General features: G+C 63.4%; 16 protein-coding genes. 9 read left to right on the forward strand and 7 right to left on the reverse strand.

The genetic code is table 11. From position 1 onward, the window contains the following. Nucleotides 1-208 precede the first annotated feature (208 nt). From mfd to BLU39_RS03085, 6 genes are all read left to right on the forward strand, one after another. Nucleotides 209-3,652 carry a transcription-repair coupling factor gene (gene mfd / locus BLU39_RS03065; protein ID WP_092709499.1) on the forward strand — a complete coding sequence of 1,148 codons (3,444 nt, stop codon included), beginning with the start codon at nucleotides 209-211 and terminating at the stop codon, nucleotides 3,650-3,652. A 55-nt stretch (nucleotides 3,653-3,707) separates the two neighbouring features. Beyond that, nucleotides 3,708-4,550, forward strand: a complete 843-nt coding sequence (gene serB / locus BLU39_RS03070) for a phosphoserine phosphatase SerB (RefSeq protein WP_092709912.1) — start codon at nucleotides 3,708-3,710, stop codon at nucleotides 4,548-4,550. A 109-nt stretch (nucleotides 4,551-4,659) separates the two neighbouring features. Further along, complete coding sequence (locus BLU39_RS28500; protein ID WP_175539188.1) at nucleotides 4,660-5,388, forward strand: nucleotidyltransferase domain-containing protein; 729 nt, start codon at nucleotides 4,660-4,662, stop codon at nucleotides 5,386-5,388. Then, entirely contained in the window at nucleotides 5,385-6,302 is a 918-nt protein-coding gene (locus tag BLU39_RS03075; protein WP_175539189.1) for a TIGR04222 domain-containing membrane protein, read from the forward strand. The genes BLU39_RS28500 and BLU39_RS03075 overlap by 4 nt, the downstream gene beginning before the upstream one ends. Beyond that, the gene (locus tag BLU39_RS03080) at nucleotides 6,292-7,146 is read left to right on the forward strand and encodes an MbnB/TglH/ChrH family RiPP precursor modification enzyme (protein WP_175539190.1); all 855 of its coding nucleotides are present in this window, start codon (nucleotides 6,292-6,294) and stop codon (nucleotides 7,144-7,146) included. The genes BLU39_RS03075 and BLU39_RS03080 overlap by 11 nt, the downstream gene beginning before the upstream one ends. After that, nucleotides 7,143-7,400 (forward strand): hypothetical protein, encoded by a 258-nt coding sequence (locus BLU39_RS03085; RefSeq protein WP_092709505.1) that lies wholly within the window; start codon nucleotides 7,143-7,145, stop codon nucleotides 7,398-7,400. Before BLU39_RS03080 ends, BLU39_RS03085 begins: the two co-directional genes overlap by 4 nt. A 4-nt stretch (nucleotides 7,401-7,404) precedes the next feature. On the opposite strand, the gene BLU39_RS03090 is transcribed toward BLU39_RS03085, so the two are convergent. After that, nucleotides 7,405-9,273 carry a serine hydrolase domain-containing protein gene (locus BLU39_RS03090; RefSeq protein WP_175539191.1) on the reverse strand — a complete coding sequence of 623 codons (1,869 nt, stop codon included), beginning with the start codon at nucleotides 9,271-9,273 and terminating at the stop codon, nucleotides 7,405-7,407. Nucleotides 9,274-9,364: 91 nt separating this feature from the next. Between BLU39_RS03090 and BLU39_RS03095 the strand changes: the two genes are divergently transcribed. Beyond that, nucleotides 9,365-9,727 carry a DUF4870 family protein gene (locus tag BLU39_RS03095; protein WP_046683021.1) on the forward strand — a complete coding sequence of 121 codons (363 nt, stop codon included), beginning with the start codon at nucleotides 9,365-9,367 and terminating at the stop codon, nucleotides 9,725-9,727. Nucleotides 9,728-9,765: 38 nt separating this feature from the next. Here the strand turns inward: BLU39_RS03095 and BLU39_RS03100 are convergent, their stop codons facing one another. Both BLU39_RS03100 and rimO read right to left on the reverse strand, forming a co-directional pair. Further along, the gene (locus BLU39_RS03100; protein ID WP_092709511.1) at nucleotides 9,766-10,932 is read right to left on the reverse strand and encodes a cystathionine beta-lyase; all 1,167 of its coding nucleotides are present in this window, start codon (nucleotides 10,930-10,932) and stop codon (nucleotides 9,766-9,768) included. A gap of 116 nt (nucleotides 10,933-11,048) precedes the next feature. Beyond that, nucleotides 11,049-12,404, reverse strand: a complete 1,356-nt coding sequence (rimO, locus tag BLU39_RS03105) for a 30S ribosomal protein S12 methylthiotransferase RimO (protein WP_175539203.1) — start codon at nucleotides 12,402-12,404, stop codon at nucleotides 11,049-11,051. A 308-nt stretch (nucleotides 12,405-12,712) separates the two neighbouring features. Here rimO and BLU39_RS03110 point away from each other — a divergent pair, with 308 nt between their 5' ends. Then, nucleotides 12,713-14,308 carry a hypothetical protein gene (locus BLU39_RS03110; RefSeq protein ID WP_139178137.1) on the forward strand — a complete coding sequence of 532 codons (1,596 nt, stop codon included), beginning with the start codon at nucleotides 12,713-12,715 and terminating at the stop codon, nucleotides 14,306-14,308. A gap of 100 nt (nucleotides 14,309-14,408) precedes the next feature. On the opposite strand, the gene phaR is transcribed toward BLU39_RS03110, so the two are convergent. Next, nucleotides 14,409-14,972, reverse strand: a complete 564-nt coding sequence (gene phaR, locus BLU39_RS03115; RefSeq protein WP_092709520.1) for a polyhydroxyalkanoate synthesis repressor PhaR — start codon at nucleotides 14,970-14,972, stop codon at nucleotides 14,409-14,411. A gap of 224 nt (nucleotides 14,973-15,196) precedes the next feature. Beyond that, nucleotides 15,197-16,912 carry a class I poly(R)-hydroxyalkanoic acid synthase gene (gene phaC / locus BLU39_RS03120; protein WP_092709523.1) on the reverse strand — a complete coding sequence of 572 codons (1,716 nt, stop codon included), beginning with the start codon at nucleotides 16,910-16,912 and terminating at the stop codon, nucleotides 15,197-15,199. A gap of 102 nt (nucleotides 16,913-17,014) precedes the next feature. Between phaC and BLU39_RS03125 the strand changes: the two genes are divergently transcribed. Next, the gene (locus BLU39_RS03125; RefSeq protein WP_314607287.1) at nucleotides 17,015-17,248 is read left to right on the forward strand and encodes a hypothetical protein; all 234 of its coding nucleotides are present in this window, start codon (nucleotides 17,015-17,017) and stop codon (nucleotides 17,246-17,248) included. 16 nt (nucleotides 17,249-17,264) lie between these two features. Here the strand turns inward: BLU39_RS03125 and pgeF are convergent, their stop codons facing one another. Then, nucleotides 17,265-18,050, reverse strand: a complete 786-nt coding sequence (gene pgeF / locus BLU39_RS03130; RefSeq protein WP_092709526.1) for a peptidoglycan editing factor PgeF — start codon at nucleotides 18,048-18,050, stop codon at nucleotides 17,265-17,267. Continuing rightward, complete coding sequence (locus BLU39_RS03135; RefSeq protein WP_046683027.1) at nucleotides 18,050-19,075, reverse strand: RluA family pseudouridine synthase; 1,026 nt, start codon at nucleotides 19,073-19,075, stop codon at nucleotides 18,050-18,052. Before BLU39_RS03135 ends, pgeF begins: the two co-directional genes overlap by 1 nt. Between the last annotated feature and the right edge of the window lie 30 nt (nucleotides 19,076-19,105).

The raw sequence follows: 19,105 nt of genomic DNA on the forward strand, positions 1-19,105 counted from the left end.
GCGTCGTGCTTTGCGGCCTGCGATGCTCACCGTACCAGCGTACGGTTGCGCTTCTTAGCCACAAATCACTGCCGCTCGCGACGGTTTTCTCAAGCGCGGAGATAAGGGCGATGGTCTATAATCTCGCCTGTCAGCGCCGTCACTGGCGGCGCGGCGCGCACCACAGCTGTTCCACTCAACTGCCTCTGCCACTAGTGTCATCGCCTGCATGTCCTTAGACTTAACAAAAGCCCTCCCCAAGCCCGGCAACCGCTATGCGCTGCCCGCCCTGTATGGTTCATCCGACGCCTATGCCCTGGCGCTGGCCGCCTTGGCCTTGAAAGCGCGGGGCCAGATGCTGGCCGTGGTGGTGGCGCAGGCCAGCGACGGCCAGCGCCTGCTCGATGAAATCCCCTGGTTTGGCGGCAAGGACCTGCGCTGCCACCTGCTGCCGGACTGGGAAACCCTGCCCTACGACGCGTTCTCGCCGCACCAGGACCTGGTCTCCGAGCGCCTGGCCACCTTGCACGAAATCCAGACACGCCAGTGCGACGTGCTGATCGTGCCGGCCACCACGGCGCTCGTGCGCCTGGCCCCGCCATCCTTTTTGGCCGCCTACACCTTCTTCTTCAAGAAGGGCGAAAAGCTCGACGAAGCGCGCCTGAAGTCGCAGCTGACCCTGGCCGGCTACAGCCATGTCTCGCAAGTGATGTCACCGGGCGAATACTCGGTGCGCGGCGGCCTGCTCGACCTGTTCCCCATGGGGTCGGCCCTGCCCTACCGCCTCGATTTGTTCGGCGACACCATCGAAACCATCCGCACCTTCGACGCCGACACCCAGCGCTCGCTGTATCCCGTGCATGAAGTGCGGCTGCTGCCGGGCCGCGAATTTCCCATGGACGAAGCGGCCCGCACCACCTTCCGCAACCGCTGGCGCGAACAGTTCGAAGGCGATCCATCGCGCTCGGTCGTCTACAAGGACATCAGCAGCGGCATCGCCTCGGCCGGCATCGAATATTATCTGCCCCTGTTCTTCGAGCACACGGCCACCCTGTTCGACTACCTGCCGCCCGACGCCTCGCTCGCCCTGGTGGGCGAGATCGACGCTGCCATCGGGCGCTTCTGGACCGACACGCAGTCGCGCTACCGCTTCCTGAAGGCGGACCGCGAGCGGCCGATTTTGCCGCCCGAATCACTGTTCCTGTCCGACGAGCAGTTCTTCGGCCTGGCCAAGCCGTATGCGCGCCTGGCGATCAGCAAATCGAACGATGCGCTGGCGTCCGAACTGTCCGCGCCCGTGCCGAACATCGCCGTCAACCGCCGCGCCGACGATCCGCTGGCCAACCTGCGCAGCTATTTGCTGCAATCGGGACGCCGCGTGATGATCTGCGCCGAATCGAACGGCCGCCGCGAAACCTTGCAGCAGTACTTCAGCGAATACGATCTGCACCTGACGCCGGTGGAGGGCAGCGACGGCTTCCTGCAATCCGACGCCAAGCTGATGCTGGGCGTGGCGCCGCTGCATGCGGGCTTCGAGCTGTTTACGCCCGAGGGCAATCTGGCCTTCATCACCGAAACGGAGCTGTACGCCGGTTCCGGCCGCCGGGTCGGCAGCAAGAAGCAGGAAGGCGTGACGCAGGTCGAGTCGATGGTGCGCGACCTGTCGGAGCTGAAAATCGGCGACCCCGTCGTGCACATCAACCACGGCATCGGGCGCTACATGGGCCTGACCAGCATGGACCTGGGCGAAGGCGAGACGGAGTTCCTGCATCTGGAATACGCGAAGGACACCAAGCTGTACGTGCCCGTGTCGCAGCTGCATGTGATCTCACGCTATTCGGGCGCGTCGCCGGAAGACGCGCCGCTGCATTCGCTCGGTTCGGGCCAGTGGGAAAAGGCGAAGAAGCGCGCGGCCGACCAGGTGCGCGACACGGCCGCCGAGCTGCTCAACCTGTATGCGCGCCGCGCGCTGCGCCAGGGCCACTCGTTCGAATTCTCGTCGCACGACTACCAGCGCTTCGCCGACAGCTTCGGCTTCGACGAAACGCCGGACCAGGCCGAGGCCATCCACAACGTCATCAAGGACATGACTTCCGGTAAACCGATGGACCGCCTCGTCTGTGGCGACGTCGGCTTCGGCAAGACGGAAGTGGCGCTGCGCGCAGCCTTTATCGCCGTCATGGGCGGCAAGCAGGTGGCCATCCTGGCGCCCACCACCCTGCTGGCCGAGCAGCATGCGCAAACCTTCGCCGACCGCTTCGCCGACTGGCCCGTGCGCATCGCCGAGCTGTCGCGCTTCCGCAGCGGCAAGGAGATCACGCAGGCGTTCAAGGGCATGGCCGACGGCACCATCGACATCGTCATCGGCACCCATAAACTGCTGTCGGACGACGTGAAATTCACGCGTCTGGGCCTCGTCATCATCGACGAGGAACACCGATTTGGCGTGCGCCAGAAGGAAGCGCTGAAAGCGCTGCGCGCGGAAGTGGACGTGCTGACCCTGACGGCCACGCCGATCCCGCGCACCCTGGGCATGGCCTTGGAAGGCTTGCGCGACTTTTCCATCATCGCCACGGCGCCGCAAAAGCGCCTGGCCATCAAGACGTTCGTGCGCAGCGAAGGCGAAGCCATCATCCGCGAAGCGTGCCTGCGCGAGCTCAAACGCGGCGGCCAGATCTATTTCCTGCACAACGAGGTGGAAACCATTCAGAACCGCCTGGCCATGCTGACGGAACTGCTGCCCGAGGCGCGCATCGCCGTGGCGCACGGCCAGATGCACGAGCGCGACCTGGAAAAGGTCATGCGCGACTTCGTCGCCCAGCGTTTCAACATCCTGCTGTGCACGACGATCATTGAAACGGGCATCGACGTGCCGACGGCGAACACCATCATCATGCACCGTGCCGACAAGTTCGGCCTGGCGCAGCTGCACCAGCTGCGCGGCCGTGTGGGTCGCTCGCATCACCAGGCCTACGCCTACCTGCTGGTGCACGACGTGCAGGGCCTGTCGAAGCTGGCGCAGCGCCGCCTGGACGCCATCCAGCAGATGGAAGAACTGGGCAGCGGCTTTTACCTGGCCATGCACGACCTGGAAATCCGCGGCGCCGGCGAGGTGCTGGGCGAGAGCCAGTCGGGCGAGATGACGGAAATCGGCTTCCAGCTGTATTCGGACATGCTCAACGAAGCCGTGCGTTCGCTGAAAGCGGGCAAGGAGCCGGACCTGGCCGCGCCGCTGGCGTCGACCACCGAGATCAACCTGCACGTGCCGGCGCTGCTGCCGGCCGACTTCTGCGGCGACGTGCACGAGCGCCTGTCGATCTACAAGCGCCTGGCCAACTGCGCCACGCAAGAGAAGATCGACGATATCCAGGAAGAGCTGATCGACCGCTTCGGCAAGCTGCCCGACGCCGTCAAGGCCCTGGTCGAGACGCACCGCCTGCGCATCGGCGCGAAAACCGTGGGCATCGTCAAGATCGACGTGCATGGCGAGGCGGCCACCCTGCAATTCATGGCCAAGCCGCCGATCGACCCGATGCGCATCATCGACCTGATCCAGAAAAACCGCCATATCAAGCTGCATGGCCAGGACAAGCTGAAAATCACGGCCGCCATGCCGGACCTGGCCGCGCGCGTGACGCAGATCAAGACCACCATCAAGCAATTGACGGTATAGACCATTTCGATAATTAATGCAGGACTGCCACATGACCACTACCAAGACCATCACCATGAATCTGATCCTGCAGGGCCTTGACGGCGATAGCGCCCGCCTCGAGCGCATCGCCGCGCTGGCCGCGCCGACGTCCGTCACGCGCCTCGGTCCGAACGCCGTGCGCTGCGAACAGATCGCCTACTCGCCCGCGCTGCGCCCCACGATCGAAGTGGCGGCGCAGGCGGCGCAGCTGGACGCCACCTACATGATGGGCCAGCGCGAACTGCGCGAATTCAAGCTCGTGGCGATGGACATGGATTCGACCCTGATCACCATCGAGTGCATCGATGAAATCGCCGACATGCAGGGCTTGAAACCGCAAGTGGCGGCCATCACGGAAGCGGCCATGCGCGGCGAACTCGATTTTGCCGCCAGCCTGAAGCAGCGCGTGGCCCTGCTCGAAGGGCTCGACGCGTCGGCCCTGCAGCGCGTCTATGACGAGCGTCTGAAACTGTCGCCGGGCGCGGAAGCCATGCTGGCGGCCGTGCAAAAGGCCGGCCTGAAAACCCTGCTGGTGTCGGGCGGTTTTACCTTCTTCACCGAACGCCTGAAGGAACGCCTGGGCCTCGACTACACGCATGCGAACGCACTGGAAATCATCGACGGCAAGCTGACGGGCAAAGTCCTGGGCGGCATCGTCGACGCGGAAGAAAAGCAGCGCACGGTGGAGCGCGTGTGCGCGGAACTGGGCATTTCCCCGTCCGAAGCCATCGTCATGGGCGACGGCGCCAACGACTTGAAAATGATGGGCATCGCCGGCCTGTCCGTCGCCTTCCGCGCCAAGCCCGTGGTGCGCTCGCAGGCCGACGTGGCGCTGAACTTCGTGGGGCTCGATGGCTTGCTCAACGTCTTGAGCTGAGCCGGCGCCAGCTTAGCGCTATCGGGCGGGCGGTGCGCGCGCGATGGCATAAGTTTGCTATATTGCAAACTTGTGATCATCCCGCCAGCCCATCGTGAAAGAACGCCGCATGCCGCCACCGCTGCCAGAAGAGATACAACGCCACCTCGATATATTCGTCGCCGCCGCGCAAACGGCCTTCGGCGCCGACCTGGCCGCCGCCGTGCTGTTTGGCTCGGCCGCCGATGGCCAGCTGCGCGCCACCTCCGACGTCAACCTGCTGTTGCTGCTCAAGCGCTTTACGCCACAGGCAGCCGATGCGCTGCGCGGCCCCTTGCGCCTGGCACACGCCGCCATCGATTTGCAGGTGATGTTCTTGCAGGAAAACGAATTGGCGCAGGCCGCCGACGCTTTCGCCGTCAAGTTTGCCGACATCATCGCGCGCCACCGGGTGCTGCATGGCGCTGACCCTTTCGCCAGCCTGCACACGAGCCGCGACGCCGTGCTGCGCCGGCTGCGGCAAGTGCTGCTGAACCAGCAGCTGCGCATGCGCGAACGGTATATGCTGTTGAGCCTGACAGAAGAACAGCTGGCCAGCGCCATCGCGGATGCGGCCGGCCCCCTGCGTTCGGCGGCGGCCTCGCTGGCGCAACTCGATGGCAAGTCTGCACAATCGGGCAAGCAGGCGCTCGAAGCGTTTGTCGACCAGCTGGGCGACCCGGCCCTGCACGCCGCCCTGCAAGCCATGTCGGCCGCGCGCGAAACGGCACGCCTGGCGCCGGGGCAGGCCCTGCCCGCCTTCACAAGCCTGATGGCGATTACCGAACGCCTGCGCGAACACGCGGAGCAGATGCGGTGAACGGCTTCAATCCCTTTGACTGGAGCGGGCCATCCTTCCTGCTGGCCTACCTGATCTTCGGCGCGCTCGTGTACTACCTGGCGCGCGAGCTGCTGATCCGCATGGAATTGCGCAATCCGCACGCCCAGCTGTCGCTGGCAGATGATCCCTACCGCATCGCGTTCCTGCGCGGTGGCGCCCTCGAAGCCGTGAAAATCGCCGCCATCGTGCTGGTCGATCGGGGCTTGCTGCGCGCCGACGGCCCGCTGCTGGAAACGGCCAGCGCCGACAGCCTGCGCTTTGCCAGCCACGATATCGAACGCGACGTGCTGCGGCTGTACCTGGGGCGCCAGGGACACAGCAAGGAACTGGCCGTGCAAGCCGAGATGCTGCCGTCGTGCCGCGCCTACCAGGAGACGTTGACGCAGCAGGAATTGCTGGTCGGCCCGCCGCTGCTGCGCCGGCGCGCACGCATCACCCGGGCCGCGCACTGGCTGCTGTTGACGGTGGCCGGCGTCAAGGCCGTCATCGCCATCAGCCGCCAGCACTACAATCTGCTGTTCCTGGCGGTCCTGCTGGCGATTTTTCTCCTCATGCTGCGCGGCTTGCGCACCCAGGCGACCAGCTGGAGCGCGCAGCGGCTGCTGACCGACCTGCGCATGCTGTTTGGCCGGCTGAACATGCGCTCATCGCGCCTGCAGGCGGGCAACAGCAGCGCCGACATGGCCCTGCTGGCCGCCATCTTCGGCATCGGCGCCCTGCCCTTGTCCGTGTACGCGTATGTCGCCGAGCTGTATCCGGTGCCCCGGCAAAATGGCGGTGGCGACTCCTCGTCCGGCAGCACGGGCGACTCGGGCGACTCGTCATCGGGCGGTGGTGACGGCGGCGGCAGCGGCTGTGGGGGATGCGGCGGTGGCGGCGGCTGTGGCAGTTAGCCAGGAGACCGCGCGCGACCGTGTCGGCCTGGGCTGGCGCGCCGAACTGGCTGCCGGCATCCTGTCCAACCTGGCGCGGATCGACGTGCTGGAAGTGATCGCCGACGATTATTACGGCGCCTCGCGCGCCGGCATCGCCGCCTTGCGCAGCCTGGCGCGGCAAATACCGGTCAGCCTGCATGGCGTCGGCATGGGACTGGCGTCGACGATTCCCGCCGAGCCGCGCCGGCTGCATGCGATGGCGCGCCTGATGCAAGCGGTGCAGGCGGAATCGTGGTCCGAGCACCTGAGTTTCGTGCGCGCCGGCGGCATCGAGATCGGCCACCTGGCGGCGCCGCCGCGCACGCCGCACAGCGCCGCCGGCGCCATCGCCAATATCGCGCTGGCCACGCGCATCGTCGGCAGCGCGCCGCTGATGGAAAACATCGCCACCCTGGTCCAGCCGCCGGCCAGCACCATGGACGAAGCCGAGTGGGTGGCGCAGATTATCCACGGCGCGCAAGTGCCGCTGCTGCTCGACCTGCACAACCTGTATGCGAATGCCGTCAATGCCGGCGAGTCGCCGCAGGAACTGCTGCTGCGCCTGCCGCTGGACAGGGTCGGCGCCGTGCACCTGAGCGGCGGCCACTGGATCGCTGCGCCGGACGGCGGCCAGCGGCTGCTGGACGACCACCTGCACGACGTGCCGCCCGAAGTCTTTGCTTTATTGACCGTGCTGGCGCGCCATGCGCCGCAACCGTTGAAGGTGATCGTCGAACGCGACGGCAATTACCCGTCGTTCGAGCATGTGCTGGGCCAGCTGGAACTGGCGCGCGCGGCCTTGCGCGCGGGGCGAGCCGCATGAGTTCACCCGCACTGGAAACCTATCTGGCAAGGCTGTACACGGACGACGCCCTGCGTGCCGCCTTCCTGCTCGATCCCCAGGCGCAAGCCTTGCTGCATGACTTGTCGCCAGAGGAAGCGGAAGCGATGGCCGCGATGGACCGCATCGGCCTGCAAATGGCGGCGGCCAGCTATCGCGCCAAGCGCACCGCACACGGTACCCGGGCCGCACCGGCGCAACGCTGGTGGCGCCGGCTGATTGCTGGCTGGACCTGACGGCCTACAGCTGCCACATACGCAGCGGCAGCAATCCCCACCAGGCCAGCACCAGCAGCAGTTGCAAAGCCGCCAGCAAGGCCACCCAATCCCATTTCGCCCACGAGCCCGCCTCGGCCGCCGTGCCGCGGCTGCGCCAGCAGCGGGCCAGGCCGAACGCCGTCGCCAGCGGCAGCGCGCCCGTCACCAATACCAGCAGCACACTGGCGATGGTGACGTCGCCCAGGCGCAGGTAGGACTGGAAATAGAAAAACGGCAGCGGCAAGAGCAGCGCCAGCATGGCCAGCAAAGGCGCGAACAGATGGTCGCCCCGCTCCAGGCTGCGCAGCGCGGCGCGCCACACGCCCACCACCAGTACGTACAGCAAGCCGGCAGCCCCCAGGGCCAGGCTGCCCCACAGCACCAGCATGCGCAGCATCGACGCGCGCTCATAGCTGCGCAAACCGTCGCTGAGGATATGCTTGCCGTCTTCCTGCATCAGCACGTGCGACGGCGTGCTGCGGTCGCTGGCGCGGAACAGCAGGCCGCCCACCGGTTCCAGTTCCTTCGGCTCGCCCTGGAACGGGATCAGGAACAGCGACTCGCCATCCCATTTCAGCCGCGTAAAACCGAAGACGGCATCGACCCAGGCCATGCTGGCCATGGGGCTCGGCGCCGGCACGTAGACGCCCTGCCAGTTTTCCACCGTGGGTGCGGGCGTGCCGCGCGGGGCCGGCGCGCGCAGCGGCAGCTCCAGGTCGCGCAGCAGCAGGCGGTTGAAGCGTTCATAGTCGGCCCGCTCGGCATCCGTATTGAAGGCCACGAAGAAGGCGCTGTCCTGTTCCGGGTAGATGCACAGCATGGCGCGAAAACCGACGGCCGTGCCAGGGTGGCAGGCGCCGACCACGTTATGGCGGTCGCGCACGGCCAGCGCCAGGCCGTGGCCCGTGGCCAGGCCCGCCTGCGCCGCATCCGTGCCGGCCGGCTCGGACAAGGCGCCCATCAGGGCCAGGTCGATGAACTGCGCGCCCTGCAGCTTGCCGTCTCCCATCAGGAAGCGCGCCAGCTTGCCCATGTCGGCCGCCGTGGTGGTGAACTGCGCGGCCGGACGCAAATACTGGGGCACGGCCGGCTGCGCCACGCCATGCTCGAAGTGGCCCATGGCCAGGCGCGGGTCCGCGAGCGATCCCGCCTGACTGACGAAAGCAAACGTGCTGTCCGCCATGCCCAGCGGCTGCAGCAGCTGCGCATCGAGGTAGCGCTCATAGGGCTGGCCCGTGACCTTCTCGATCACCATGCCCAGCAAGCCATAGCCCATGTTCGAGTACGCATAGCGGCTGCCGGGCCGCGCGCGCACGCGCAGCAGATTGCGCCCGCCGTCGAAAGCCTCGGCCAGCGGCGTGTCCGGCGCCGGGTTCAGGCTGAACGCCTGCCAGAAGCGCACGTTATCGATACCCGACGTATGCGCGAGCAAGTGGCGGATGCGCACGGGGTCGCTGGCTTGCCACGGGTTTTTCAGCGCCAGTTCCGGCAGCACCTGCTGCAAGGGCGTGTCGAGAGTCAGCTTGTCTTCGCTGACGAGGCGCAGGACGCCCAGTGCCAGCGCCACCTTGCCCACGGAGCCCACCTGCATGCGCGTGTCCGCCTGCATCGGCATTTTTTTGGCGGCATCGCGCAAGCCGGACGCGCCGACTTTGACTGTTCCGTCGGGCAAGACTTCGCTCCAGACGGCACCCGCCAGGCCCTCGTCCTTCAAGCCGGCCGCAAACTCCGCCTCCAAGGTAGGGCCGGCGGCGTGGGCCACGGTGGCACAGCACAGCAGCAAGGCCGACACGGCCCGCTGCAGCCACGACCTGGCGCGCGCGGCCAGGGTCGGATATCGATCTCGTTTCAACAATGTATTCCGCCTTTTCCATGGACTGCGCTCCCGCGCAAGATAGCTTGTTACAATCAAAACCTGAGCAAACAATCAAGCAGGAGCCCGCATGTCACAAGATATTATTTTGGATACCCAACTTCAGCAGACCAAGAAACTGGCCTGGTGGTTGTACCTGATACATGGCGCCAGCTTCGTGTTTTCGCTGGGCGCGTTTTCCTTCATTCCGCTCATCATCAATTATGTGAAGCGGGACGAGGCGGCCGGGACCTTCGTGCACAGCCATCACAGCTGGATGATCCGCTCCTTCTGGTGGTACGTGGTCTGGATCGTCGTCGGCGCCATCTTGTGGGTCACGCTGATCGGCATTCCGCTGGCGCTCATCGTGTGGGGCGTGGCCTGGCTGTGGAAAGCCTACCGCCTGCTGCGCGGCTTCATCGACCTGAACAACAACAGCCCCGTCCCCATGTAAATGCTTGTGGGCAAGCCATCGTGCTTGCCCACACAGGGCTACATCGCCGCGAACGCCCGTTCGATATCGGCGATCAAGTCCTGCGGATCTTCCAGCCCCACGTTCAGGCGCACCAGCTGGCCCGGCAGTTGCCAGCCCTTGCGCATGGCGGCGATGCGGTACGGCATCACCAGGCTGTTCGCGCCGCCCCAGCTGTAGCCAATCTTGAACAACTGCAAGGCATCGACGAAACGGTCCGTCTGCGCCTCCGTGTAGCGGGCATCGAACAGCACGGAAAACAGGCCGCCCGCGCCCGTAAAGTCGCGCTGCCAGATGGCGTGGCCCGGGCAATCCTCGAATGCCGGATGCAGCACCGTGGCGATCTCGCTGCGGCCCTTGAGCCAGGCGGCCACCGTGCGCGCGCCCGCGTCATGGGCGTCGAAGCGCAGCTTCATGGTCGGCAAGCCGCGCAGCACCAGATAGGCGTCGTCCGCCCCCACGCCCATGCCCAGACGCATGTGCGCCTGCGCCAGGCGCTCGTGCAGCGCCCGCTCGCGCGTAATGAGCGCGCCCATCAGCACGTCCGAGCCGCCCGACTGGTATTTCGTCAGCGCCTGCATGATGATGTCCACGCCCAGGTCGAAGCCGCGCAGGGCCAGGCCGGCCGACCAGGTGTTGTCCAAAGCCACCAGCACGCCGCGCGCACGGGCGGCCGCGCAGATGGCGGGCAAGTCCGGCACTTCCATCGTCACGGAACCCGGTGCTTCCGTCCAGATGAGTTTGGTATTTTCCTGGATCAGGGCGGCAATGCCGGCACCGATGAGCGGATCGTAATAGCGGGCCGTGATGCCGAAATCCTGCGCCAGCCAGCGTCCCAGTTCGCGGTTCGGGTTGTATATATTTTCCGGCAATAAAACGTCGTCGCCCGTTTTCAACAGGGCAAAGTCCGCCATGGCGATGGCCGCCAGCCCCGACGGCGCCAGCAGGCAATGCTTGCCCCCTTCGATCTCGGCCAGCCGCGCTTCCAGGGTGAACGTGGTGGGCGTGCCGTGCAAGCCGTAGGTGTAGGCGTTCTTGTCTTTCCAGTCGCCCGAGCGCATGGCCGCGACGTCCTTGAACAGCACGGTCGAGGCGTGATGGATGGCGTTGGGAAACGCGGCAAAGCCTTGCGGCGCCTGGTAATCGCTGTGGATCAGCGCCGTCTGGAGGGATTTGGGTGTGGTCATGGCGTCGTCGGCAAAAATAAAAAGGCGGGCCAGTCTGTGCTGGTCCGCCTTGATTGTAAGGGCTTATGCCCTTGCCTGCCGTACGTATGACAGAGTGTTACACCTGCATAAAATTTTTATTCTGCGGCGCCCCACAGGTCGTGCGCGTCCGCTGAGGTGATGGTCACGTCAACAAACTGGCCAACGACCAGCTTGCGGTGCGGCTCGAACGGCGGTTTCACATACACGACGCCGTCGATTTCCGGCGCATCGGCGGACGAGCGGCCCACGCCGCCGGAGCGGGTGACTTCATCGATCAGCACGCGCACGGTCTTGCCGACCTTCGCTTGCAGGCGCTTGCGAGAAATCTCTTCCTGCAGCAGCATGACGCGGCCGCGGCGCTCTTCGCGCAGCTCTTCCGGCACGGGGTTGGCGATTTCGTTCGCGGTCGCGCCTTCCACAGGAGAGTACGCGAAGCAGCCCAGGCGGTCGATCTGCGCTTCCTTGAGGAAATCAAGCAGGTACTCGAATTCCGCTTCCGTTTCGCCTGGGAAACCGGCGATGAAGGTCGAGCGGATGGTCAGGTCCGGGTTGATGGCGCGCCAGGCCTGGATGCGGTCGAGGTTTTTCTCGCCGCTGGCCGGGCGCTTCATGCGCTTCAGGACGTCAGGATGCGCATGCTGCATCGGAATGTCGAGGTACGGCAGGATGTGGCCGCCGCTCATCATCGGGATGATCTGGTCCACGTGCGGGTACGGATACACATAGTGCAAGCGCACCCAGGCGCCGTAGGACTTGGCCAGCTCGCCCAGCGCTTCCGTCAGCTGCGTCATGTGGGTTTTCACGGGACGGCCATTCCAGAAGCCGGAGCGGAATTTCACGTCCACGCCATATGCCGAAGTATCTTGCGAAATGACCAGCAATTCCTTGACGCCGGACTTGAACAGGTTTTCCGCTTCCATCATCAGTTCGCCGATCGGGCGCGAAACGAGGTCGCCGCGCATGGACGGGATGATGCAGAAGCTGCAGCGGTGGTTGCAGCCTTCGGAAATTTTCAGGTAGGCATAGTGCTTCGGCGTCAGCTTGACGCCTTGCGGCGGCACCAGGTCGAGGAACGGCGCATGCGGCTTCGGCAGGTGCAAGTGGACGGAATCCATCACTTCGGCCAAAGCGTGCGGGCCCGTGACGGACAGCACTTTCGGGTGTACCTTCATGATGATGTCGTCGCCGGCAGCATCTTTCTTGGCGCCCAGACAGCCGGTGACGATCACTTTGCCATTTTCAGCCAGCGCTTCGCCGATGGCGTCGAGCGACTCTTGTACGGCGGCATCGATAAAACCGCAGGTATTGACGATCACCAGATCGGCGCCAGCGTAGGATTTCGCCGTTTCGTAGCCTTCGGCGCGCAGTTGGGTCAGGATTTGTTCGGAGTCGACCAGCGCTTTCGGGCAGCCGAGCGAGACAAAGCCCACTTTCGGCGCCGCACCTGGCATGGCCAGCATGGCCTCGGGCTGGGCGGAAGGAACGGGAATACGGTGAATTTCAGACATGGTTGGCAGCTAATAAAATGGTGAGGCGAATCGGCTATTGTACCCCGAGCCGCCCCATGCTGTCAGGGCCGGCTTCTTTTGCTGGCGCATCTGCAACGCTGCAACTGCCGTTTTGTTCCGGCCGCTGCCATCGAGGCAGTGGCCGAACAAGCTCCCACCATGCATCATCGGTATCAAGAAATTAAAAATAATGCCTTAGGGAAATTAATGGCCTGACATATAATTGTTTTTTAAAAAACTAAATCAATTCCATGTCTTTTTCCTTTTCCAATCTGAAAGCGCGACGCCTGGCTGTCGCGGCTTGCGGCATGTCTGTATTGCTGCTGAGCGGCTGCGTCGTCAACACGTCGGTCGTTGACCCACTGAAAATGAGCGCACAATCGGGAGAGACCCCGGTGGTGGTCAGCATCACGTCGAACACCAAAGATATTTACGGATTCAATACGATCAAGTTACGCCAGGTGGTGGCGGGCGAGCAGCGCAGTGATTTCAAGCTGGTCTCCGCAAACCTGGTGATGACAAAGGTCGAGAGCGCGATGGCAGGGGATACCTCCCTGTTTATTGGCGCCCTGCCCCCTGGCGAATATGAGTTTGTCGAACTGATCGACACCCGGGCCAACAAGCTCTTGCATGTGTACTCGACCATCGTAGGAAGCTTCAAAATCGGAACGGGAAAATCGGCGGATCTGGGTCGGCTGATTGTGACACGCGGCGATTTCGGCGTGCAATACGGTCGCAGCGCGCACGTGGTATCCAATGCGGAATTGATCCAGCGCTTTGCCCCCGACTACAGCAAGCTATTCGGCGCCGCTGCCAGCCTGGGCTGGAGCACCCCGCACCACGCGCAGGACAATGTCGAGCAATTTGCCCGCGCCCACCCGGCCGGGGCCGAGTGCGCCACCGAAATGCCCGATGGTCGGGTGGCTGCCGCCAGCCGCATGGGCGCCGTCCTGATGCGCTCGACGCAAGGCCAATGGAAGATCATCAATGCCCCATCGGTGGAGTCGCTGTCTTGCGTGTTCCCCGTAGACCTGCCGAATGCCGAGTTGATCGCGGTAGGCGAATCCGGCTCCCTGCTGCGCAAGGCGCGTGACAGTGACGAGCTGTTTCCTGTCGACACAGGCAACCTGCCGCCCGGCAACCTGCTGCGCATCGGTGGCAACCCCAAGGATGGCTGGTACGTGATGCATCGCAAGGGAGACGCATTGAACATTTTCCATGCGAATCAACTGGACGCTGGCGACTGGCGCTCCGTGCACCGTTCCACCTTGCCCGGCTCGTGGCTGCATGGCCCGGGCTTGTTATGGACATGGCAAGACGCGGGCCACATCGGCTATGCGCTGGAAAGCGGCGTGATCGGCGAATTCGATTACAGCACGGGCAAGTTGACCGAGCGCTTTAGCCCGCACAAGAAAAGCTTGACAGAGTTTATCCATCAAGCCAATGGCACGCAAAGCGTTCTGGTAGCGGCTGGTCTGGGAGGACGGTTTCCGGACGCCTATGTTTCACGGGATCGTGGCCAGAACTGGACACCTGTCGTGTCGCCATTCAAAGTCCTGATGTCGCCCGTGGCACCCCTCAATGACGGCAGATTGCTGATGGAGGCCGGCATGTATAACGAGGGCGCACTGCTGGTCAGTAGCGACGAAGGTAAAACCTGGGGACCGTATGCGCCATACACACTGCGCCACGCCCCATTGATTTTCCCCTCCGGCCTGGCTCTCAGCATTCAGGAAGATTTCAAGGGTAACGTCAGCATTTACAGCTCCATGGACAATGCCAGGAAATGGAAGCTCGAGCATTCAAACCAGGATCTGCTCTCCACGCTGCAACAGCTGAAACGATAGGCGCTTCCGCACTCGCCATCGACAGCAGCCGGCATGGCACCCGCAAAGCACAACGGCACAGGAGTTCCCGTGCCGTTGCGTGGACCGCATGGGCTGCGGCTTACTTTTTGTCCGTCGGCGGAACCGGCGGCACAAACGGGAAGGTGCCGAACAGATTCTTGCTCTGGTTCTGCATCTGTTCCTGCATCTGCACGAACAGGCTCTTGCTCTGGTCGATGTAGTTGTTCATCATGCCTTGCATCATCGGACCCTGGACATTCATGAACTGGGTCCACATTTCCGGGCTGAATGGCTTGCCTTCGAAGCTGCCGGCCGACGTGCCCGTGAATTTGTGCTGGATATCGGTGAACGCTTGCACGTTCTTTTCCAGGTAGGATCCCATCATGCCCTGCATGGCGTGGCCATAGTAGCGGATGATCTGCGACAACACGCTGCTCGAGAACATGGGCGCGCCGTTCGCTTCCTCTTCCAAAATGATTTGCAGCAAAATGCTGCGCGTCAAATCTTCATTGGATTTGGCATCGACGACGGTAAACACTTCATTGTCCAACACCAGCTGCTTGACGTCCGTCAAGGTGATGTAGGAACTGGTTTGCGTGTCGTACAGACGGCGGTTGGGATATTTTTTAATCAGGCGGTCTATACTTTTTTTTGCACTACTCATCACAAGTTCCACTTATTGCGCCGCAGCGCATACTGAGTTGATTCGAAAAAAAAGCGAACCAGGGTCCGCTTTCGCACCTGCCTACTTTTTGCATTATAGAGGGGAAAACAACTCCATTGCACATCAGGGTAGTAGATTCCCTTATTTATTGCAACGCAACTAAAAGTAGATTCCTGACCAGACCGGAGATTACGCCGGCCTCGTCAGCAAAAACGCTTTGTAAATTAATCCGCCCTGACTTTAACATACCGCCCCGGTGCCGCCTCGATAGCCGCGTGGCGCTTGTTGCCCGGCTTGCCTGGCGCCTTCACCTGGGCGCCGCCGTGTTCGGCCAGGAACGCTGCCCATTCGGGCCACCAGCTGCCCACATGTTCGGTCGCGCCTTCCATCCATTGCTCGGCGCTCAAGGGCTTGGCTTTCGCCGTGCGGGGCTGGTCGTTGCTCCAGTAACTGCGCTTTTTCTTCGAGGCAGGATTGATCACGCCGGCGATATGGCCCGACGCACCGAGGATGAAACGGTTGGCTTTCGGTTTTTTCGGGTTCAGCAAGGCCGTGCTGGCGTAAGCCGCGCCCCAGGGCACGATATGGTCTTCGCGCGAACCGTAGATGAAAGCGGGCGCGTCGATGCTGCTCAGGTCGACCTTTTCGCCCGCCACCGTCAGCTTGCCCGGCACTTTCAGGCTGTTTTCCAGGTAAGTGTTGCGCAGATACCAGCAGAACATGGGGCCCGGCAAGCCCGTGCCGTCGCCATTCCAGTACAGCAAGTCGAACGCGGGCGGCTCCTTGCCCTTCAGGTAATTCGACTGCACATAATTCCACACGAGATCGTTCGGCCGCAGGCTCGAGAAAGTGCTGCCCAGGTCGCGGCCCGTCATCAGGCCGCCCTTGGCCAGGGTCTGCTCGCGCAGCGCCACCTGCGGCTCGTCGATAAAGACGTCGAGCGCGCCCGTGTCGCAGAAATCGAGGAAAGTGGTCAGCAGGGTCAGGCTGGCGGCGGGATTCTCGCCGCGCGCCTTGAGCACGGCCAGCGCCGTCGAGACGATGGTGCCGCCCACGCAAAAGCCGAACATATTGAGCTTGTCCTGACCGGAAATATCCTGCGTGACCTTGATGGCTTCGATCACGCCTTGCTCGACGTAATCGTCCCACGTCAGGTGCTGCATGCTCATGTCCGGATTGCGCCAGGACATGAGGAACACGGTATTGCCCTGCTCCACCGCATAGCGCACGAGCGAATTTTCCGGCTGCAAGTCAAGGATATAGAACTTATTGATGCATGGCGGCACCATCAGCAGGGGACGCTGGTGTACCGTGGCAGTCGTCGGTGTGTACTGGATCAGCTGGAACAAGGCATTTTCAAACACCACCGTGCCCGGCGTGGTGGCCACGTTGCGGCCCACTTCGAAGGCCGATTCGTCGGATTGCGAGATGCGGCCCTTCTGCATGTCGGCCAGCATATTGCTGAGGCCCTTGGCCAGGCTTTCGCCCTTGGTCTCGATCAGGGTTTGCTGGGCGTCGGGATTGGTGGCAAGAAAATTGGCGGGCGACATGGCGTCGACGATTTGCTGCACGGCAAACGCAATCTTTTGCTTCTGGTGCGGCGTCGCTTCCACGGCGTCGGCCATGGCGCTGAGAAACTCCGCATTGAGCAGGTAGGCGGCCGCATTGAAGGCAGACAAAGGGCTGGCGTGCCAGGCGGGCGCGGCGAAGCGGCGGTCCTTCAGCTCCGGGGCCTTGCCGGCCATGAAGTCGGCCCACAAGCCCGTCAGCTTGGCCACGTAGGCATTTTTCAGTTGCTCGATCGCTTCCGGCTTGATGCTGGCGCCCGCATCCTGCAAAATGCCGGCAATCGGATTGCCCTGGGGCTGCGGTACCATGTTGAACCACGTCTTCCACTGCTCAGGATTGCTGATCTGCGCCATCCATTCTTTGGTCATCATTTGAGGATCGGGCATATTCATAGCTATAAAATCCATTCAAGAATTAATAAACAATTACTTCCGGGCCACCTGCATGCAAACTTTTACTGACTGGCAATACCAATGATGCTCATGACCGCTGTTGCCTGGATCTATGTCGTCGGCCTCATGGCGCTGACGGAACCGTCCATCGTCGCCGGGGTGATGACCTTTGTGCTGTACTGCGTCATCCCCCTGTCCATCCTATTCTATCTGACGGGCTCGCGGCGACGCAAACGCAAGGCGGCGCGCATCGCGGAACTGAGAGCGGGCGCCCAAGCCTCAGCAGACGATAAAACAAAAACGGCAGACACATAAGTGTCTGCCGTGCGGATTATTTGCGCCAGATCAAGCTGGCCTGTCTTCCCGTGACGCCATCGCGCCGGTACGAGTAAAACTGCGCCGCGTCGCTGACGGTGCAATATTCCCCTCCCGCCACTTGCGCCACGCCATCGCGCAACAGCAGGGTGCGTGCCAGCGCGTAGATATCGGCCAGGTACTTGCCCGGCTTGCCAGCGATGGCGGCGAAGGCCGCGCTCAACACTTGCCGCTCGGCGTCGTCGCGCGCGCCGTCGCGGAACGCTTGCAACACGTCCTGCCCCACTTCGAATTGCTGTGGACCAATAGCCGGCCCCAGCCAGGCGAGAATGTCCGTCGCGCCCTGCGCCCGCATGGCTGCCACCGTGCGCTGCAAGACGCCATTGGCCAGGCCGCGCCAGCCCGCATGGGCCGCGCCGACGACGAGGCCATCGGTCGAACAGAACAGCACTGGCAGGCAATCGGCCGTCATCACCACGCACACGGCGCCAGGCAAGGCGGCGATGCTGGCATCGGCGTCCGGCACGCAGCCGTGCAAGCTGGCAGCATCGGCAACTGTCACACCATGCACCTGCGACAGCCAGGCCGGCTCGGCAGGCAAGATGGCCGCCAGCCGCGCCCGGTTGGCGGCCACGTGCACAGGGTTGTCGCCCACGTGCGTGCCCAGGTTCAAGCCACCGCCGCCCTGCCCGTCACCGTACGGACCTTCACTGACACCGCCCGCGCGCACGGTCGCCAGCGCACCCACGTTCGCGGGCAAGCCTGGCCAATGGGGAACAATGCAAGGCAACGGCGACGTCATCAGACCTGTTCCGGCTCGGGAATGCCGGCCGTGGCGATCAGTTGCGCGAAATCATCGGCCAGCGGCACGATCCATTCGCACGCTTCCAGGGTGCCCGGATGCACGAGACCCAGGCGACGCGCCTGCAGCGCCTGACGCGAGAATACGGATACCAGGTGCTGCTTGCCGTACACGTAATCGCCGACCAGAGCAAAGCCCAGATGCTGCATGTGCACGCGGATCTGGTGCGTGCGGCCTGTTTCCAGACGGCATTGCATCAGGCTCACGGGACGGCGGTCGAGTTCGCCGCTGCCGATCAATTCATAGTGCGTGATGGCGGGCTTGGCCGTAAAGTTTTCCGAGACGGCCATCTTGACCCGGTCGCGCGGGTGGCGCGCGATCGATGCGTCGATGGTGCCCGCCATTTTTGGCGTGCCCCACACGAGCGCGAAATACTCGCGCTTGACGGTGCGCGCCTGCAACTGGCGCACGAGGTCCGTTTGCGAAGCGAGTGTCTTGCCGACGACCATCAGGCCGCTCGTATCCTTGTCCAGGCGGTGCACGATGCCGGCGCGCGGCACGCCAGCCAGCTGCGGGCAGTGGTGCAGCAAGCCGTTGAGCAAGGTGCCCGACCAGTTGCCGGGGCCCGGATGCACGACCAGTCCGGCCGGTTTGTTGATGACGATGATATGCTCATCTTCGTGCACGATGTTCAATTCCATCGCTTCCGGCTTAAAAGCCTCGTCTTCCGGCGCGCTTTGCGGCAGAATGACGATCTTTTCGTCGCCATAGGCGGTCATGTTGCGTTTGGCAACTTTTCCATCGACGGTCACGAAACCGGCTTCCAGCCACAATTGCAAGCGGCTGCGCGAGTATTGCGGCACCAGCTTGGAGATGACTTTATCGAGGCGGTGGCCGCAGGCGTCCGGCGTCAGTTCCAATGTAATCGGGGCCATTTCCTCGAAGACGTCGTCGGCGGCAAAATCGCCGTCAAACGCCTCTTCAGCGGCATGGTCAGAAAGGGAGTCAAACGCGGGGTCAGCCAAATTAGGCTTCGGAGTTAATATCACAGCATT

The sequence above is a fragment of the Janthinobacterium sp. OK676 genome, from assembly GCF_900103595.1.
GTDB lineage: Bacteria > Pseudomonadota > Gammaproteobacteria > Burkholderiales > Burkholderiaceae_D > Janthinobacterium.

What these genes read in the sequence shown, in the direction of transcription:
- serB (WP_092709912.1), top strand. Translation starts at nt 3,708, where the DNA reads ATGAATCTGATCCTGCAGGGCCTTGACGGCGATAGCGCCCGCCTCGAG.
- mfd (WP_092709499.1), top strand. Translation starts at nt 209, where the DNA reads ATGTCCTTAGACTTAACAAAAGCCCTCCCCAAGCCCGGCAACCGCTAT.
- BLU39_RS03085 (WP_092709505.1), top strand. Translation starts at nt 7,143, where the DNA reads ATGAGTTCACCCGCACTGGAAACCTATCTGGCAAGGCTGTACACGGAC.
- BLU39_RS03125 (WP_314607287.1), top strand. Translation starts at nt 17,015, where the DNA reads ATGATGCTCATGACCGCTGTTGCCTGGATCTATGTCGTCGGCCTCATG.
- phaR (WP_092709520.1), bottom strand. Translation starts at nt 14,972, where the DNA reads ATGAGTAGTGCAAAAAAAAGTATAGACCGCCTGATTAAAAAATATCCC.
- phaC (WP_092709523.1), bottom strand. Translation starts at nt 16,912, where the DNA reads ATGATGACCAAAGAATGGATGGCGCAGATCAGCAATCCTGAGCAGTGG.
- BLU39_RS03100 (WP_092709511.1), bottom strand. Translation starts at nt 10,932, where the DNA reads ATGACCACACCCAAATCCCTCCAGACGGCGCTGATCCACAGCGATTAC.
- pgeF (WP_092709526.1), bottom strand. Translation starts at nt 18,050, where the DNA reads ATGACGTCGCCGTTGCCTTGCATTGTTCCCCATTGGCCAGGCTTGCCC.
- rimO (WP_175539203.1), bottom strand. Translation starts at nt 12,404, where the DNA reads ATGCCAGGTGCGGCGCCGAAAGTGGGCTTTGTCTCGCTCGGCTGCCCG.
- BLU39_RS03095 (WP_046683021.1), top strand. Translation starts at nt 9,365, where the DNA reads ATGTCACAAGATATTATTTTGGATACCCAACTTCAGCAGACCAAGAAA.
- BLU39_RS03110 (WP_139178137.1), top strand. Translation starts at nt 12,713, where the DNA reads ATGTCTTTTTCCTTTTCCAATCTGAAAGCGCGACGCCTGGCTGTCGCG.
- BLU39_RS28500 (WP_175539188.1), top strand. Translation starts at nt 4,660, where the DNA reads ATGCCGCCACCGCTGCCAGAAGAGATACAACGCCACCTCGATATATTC.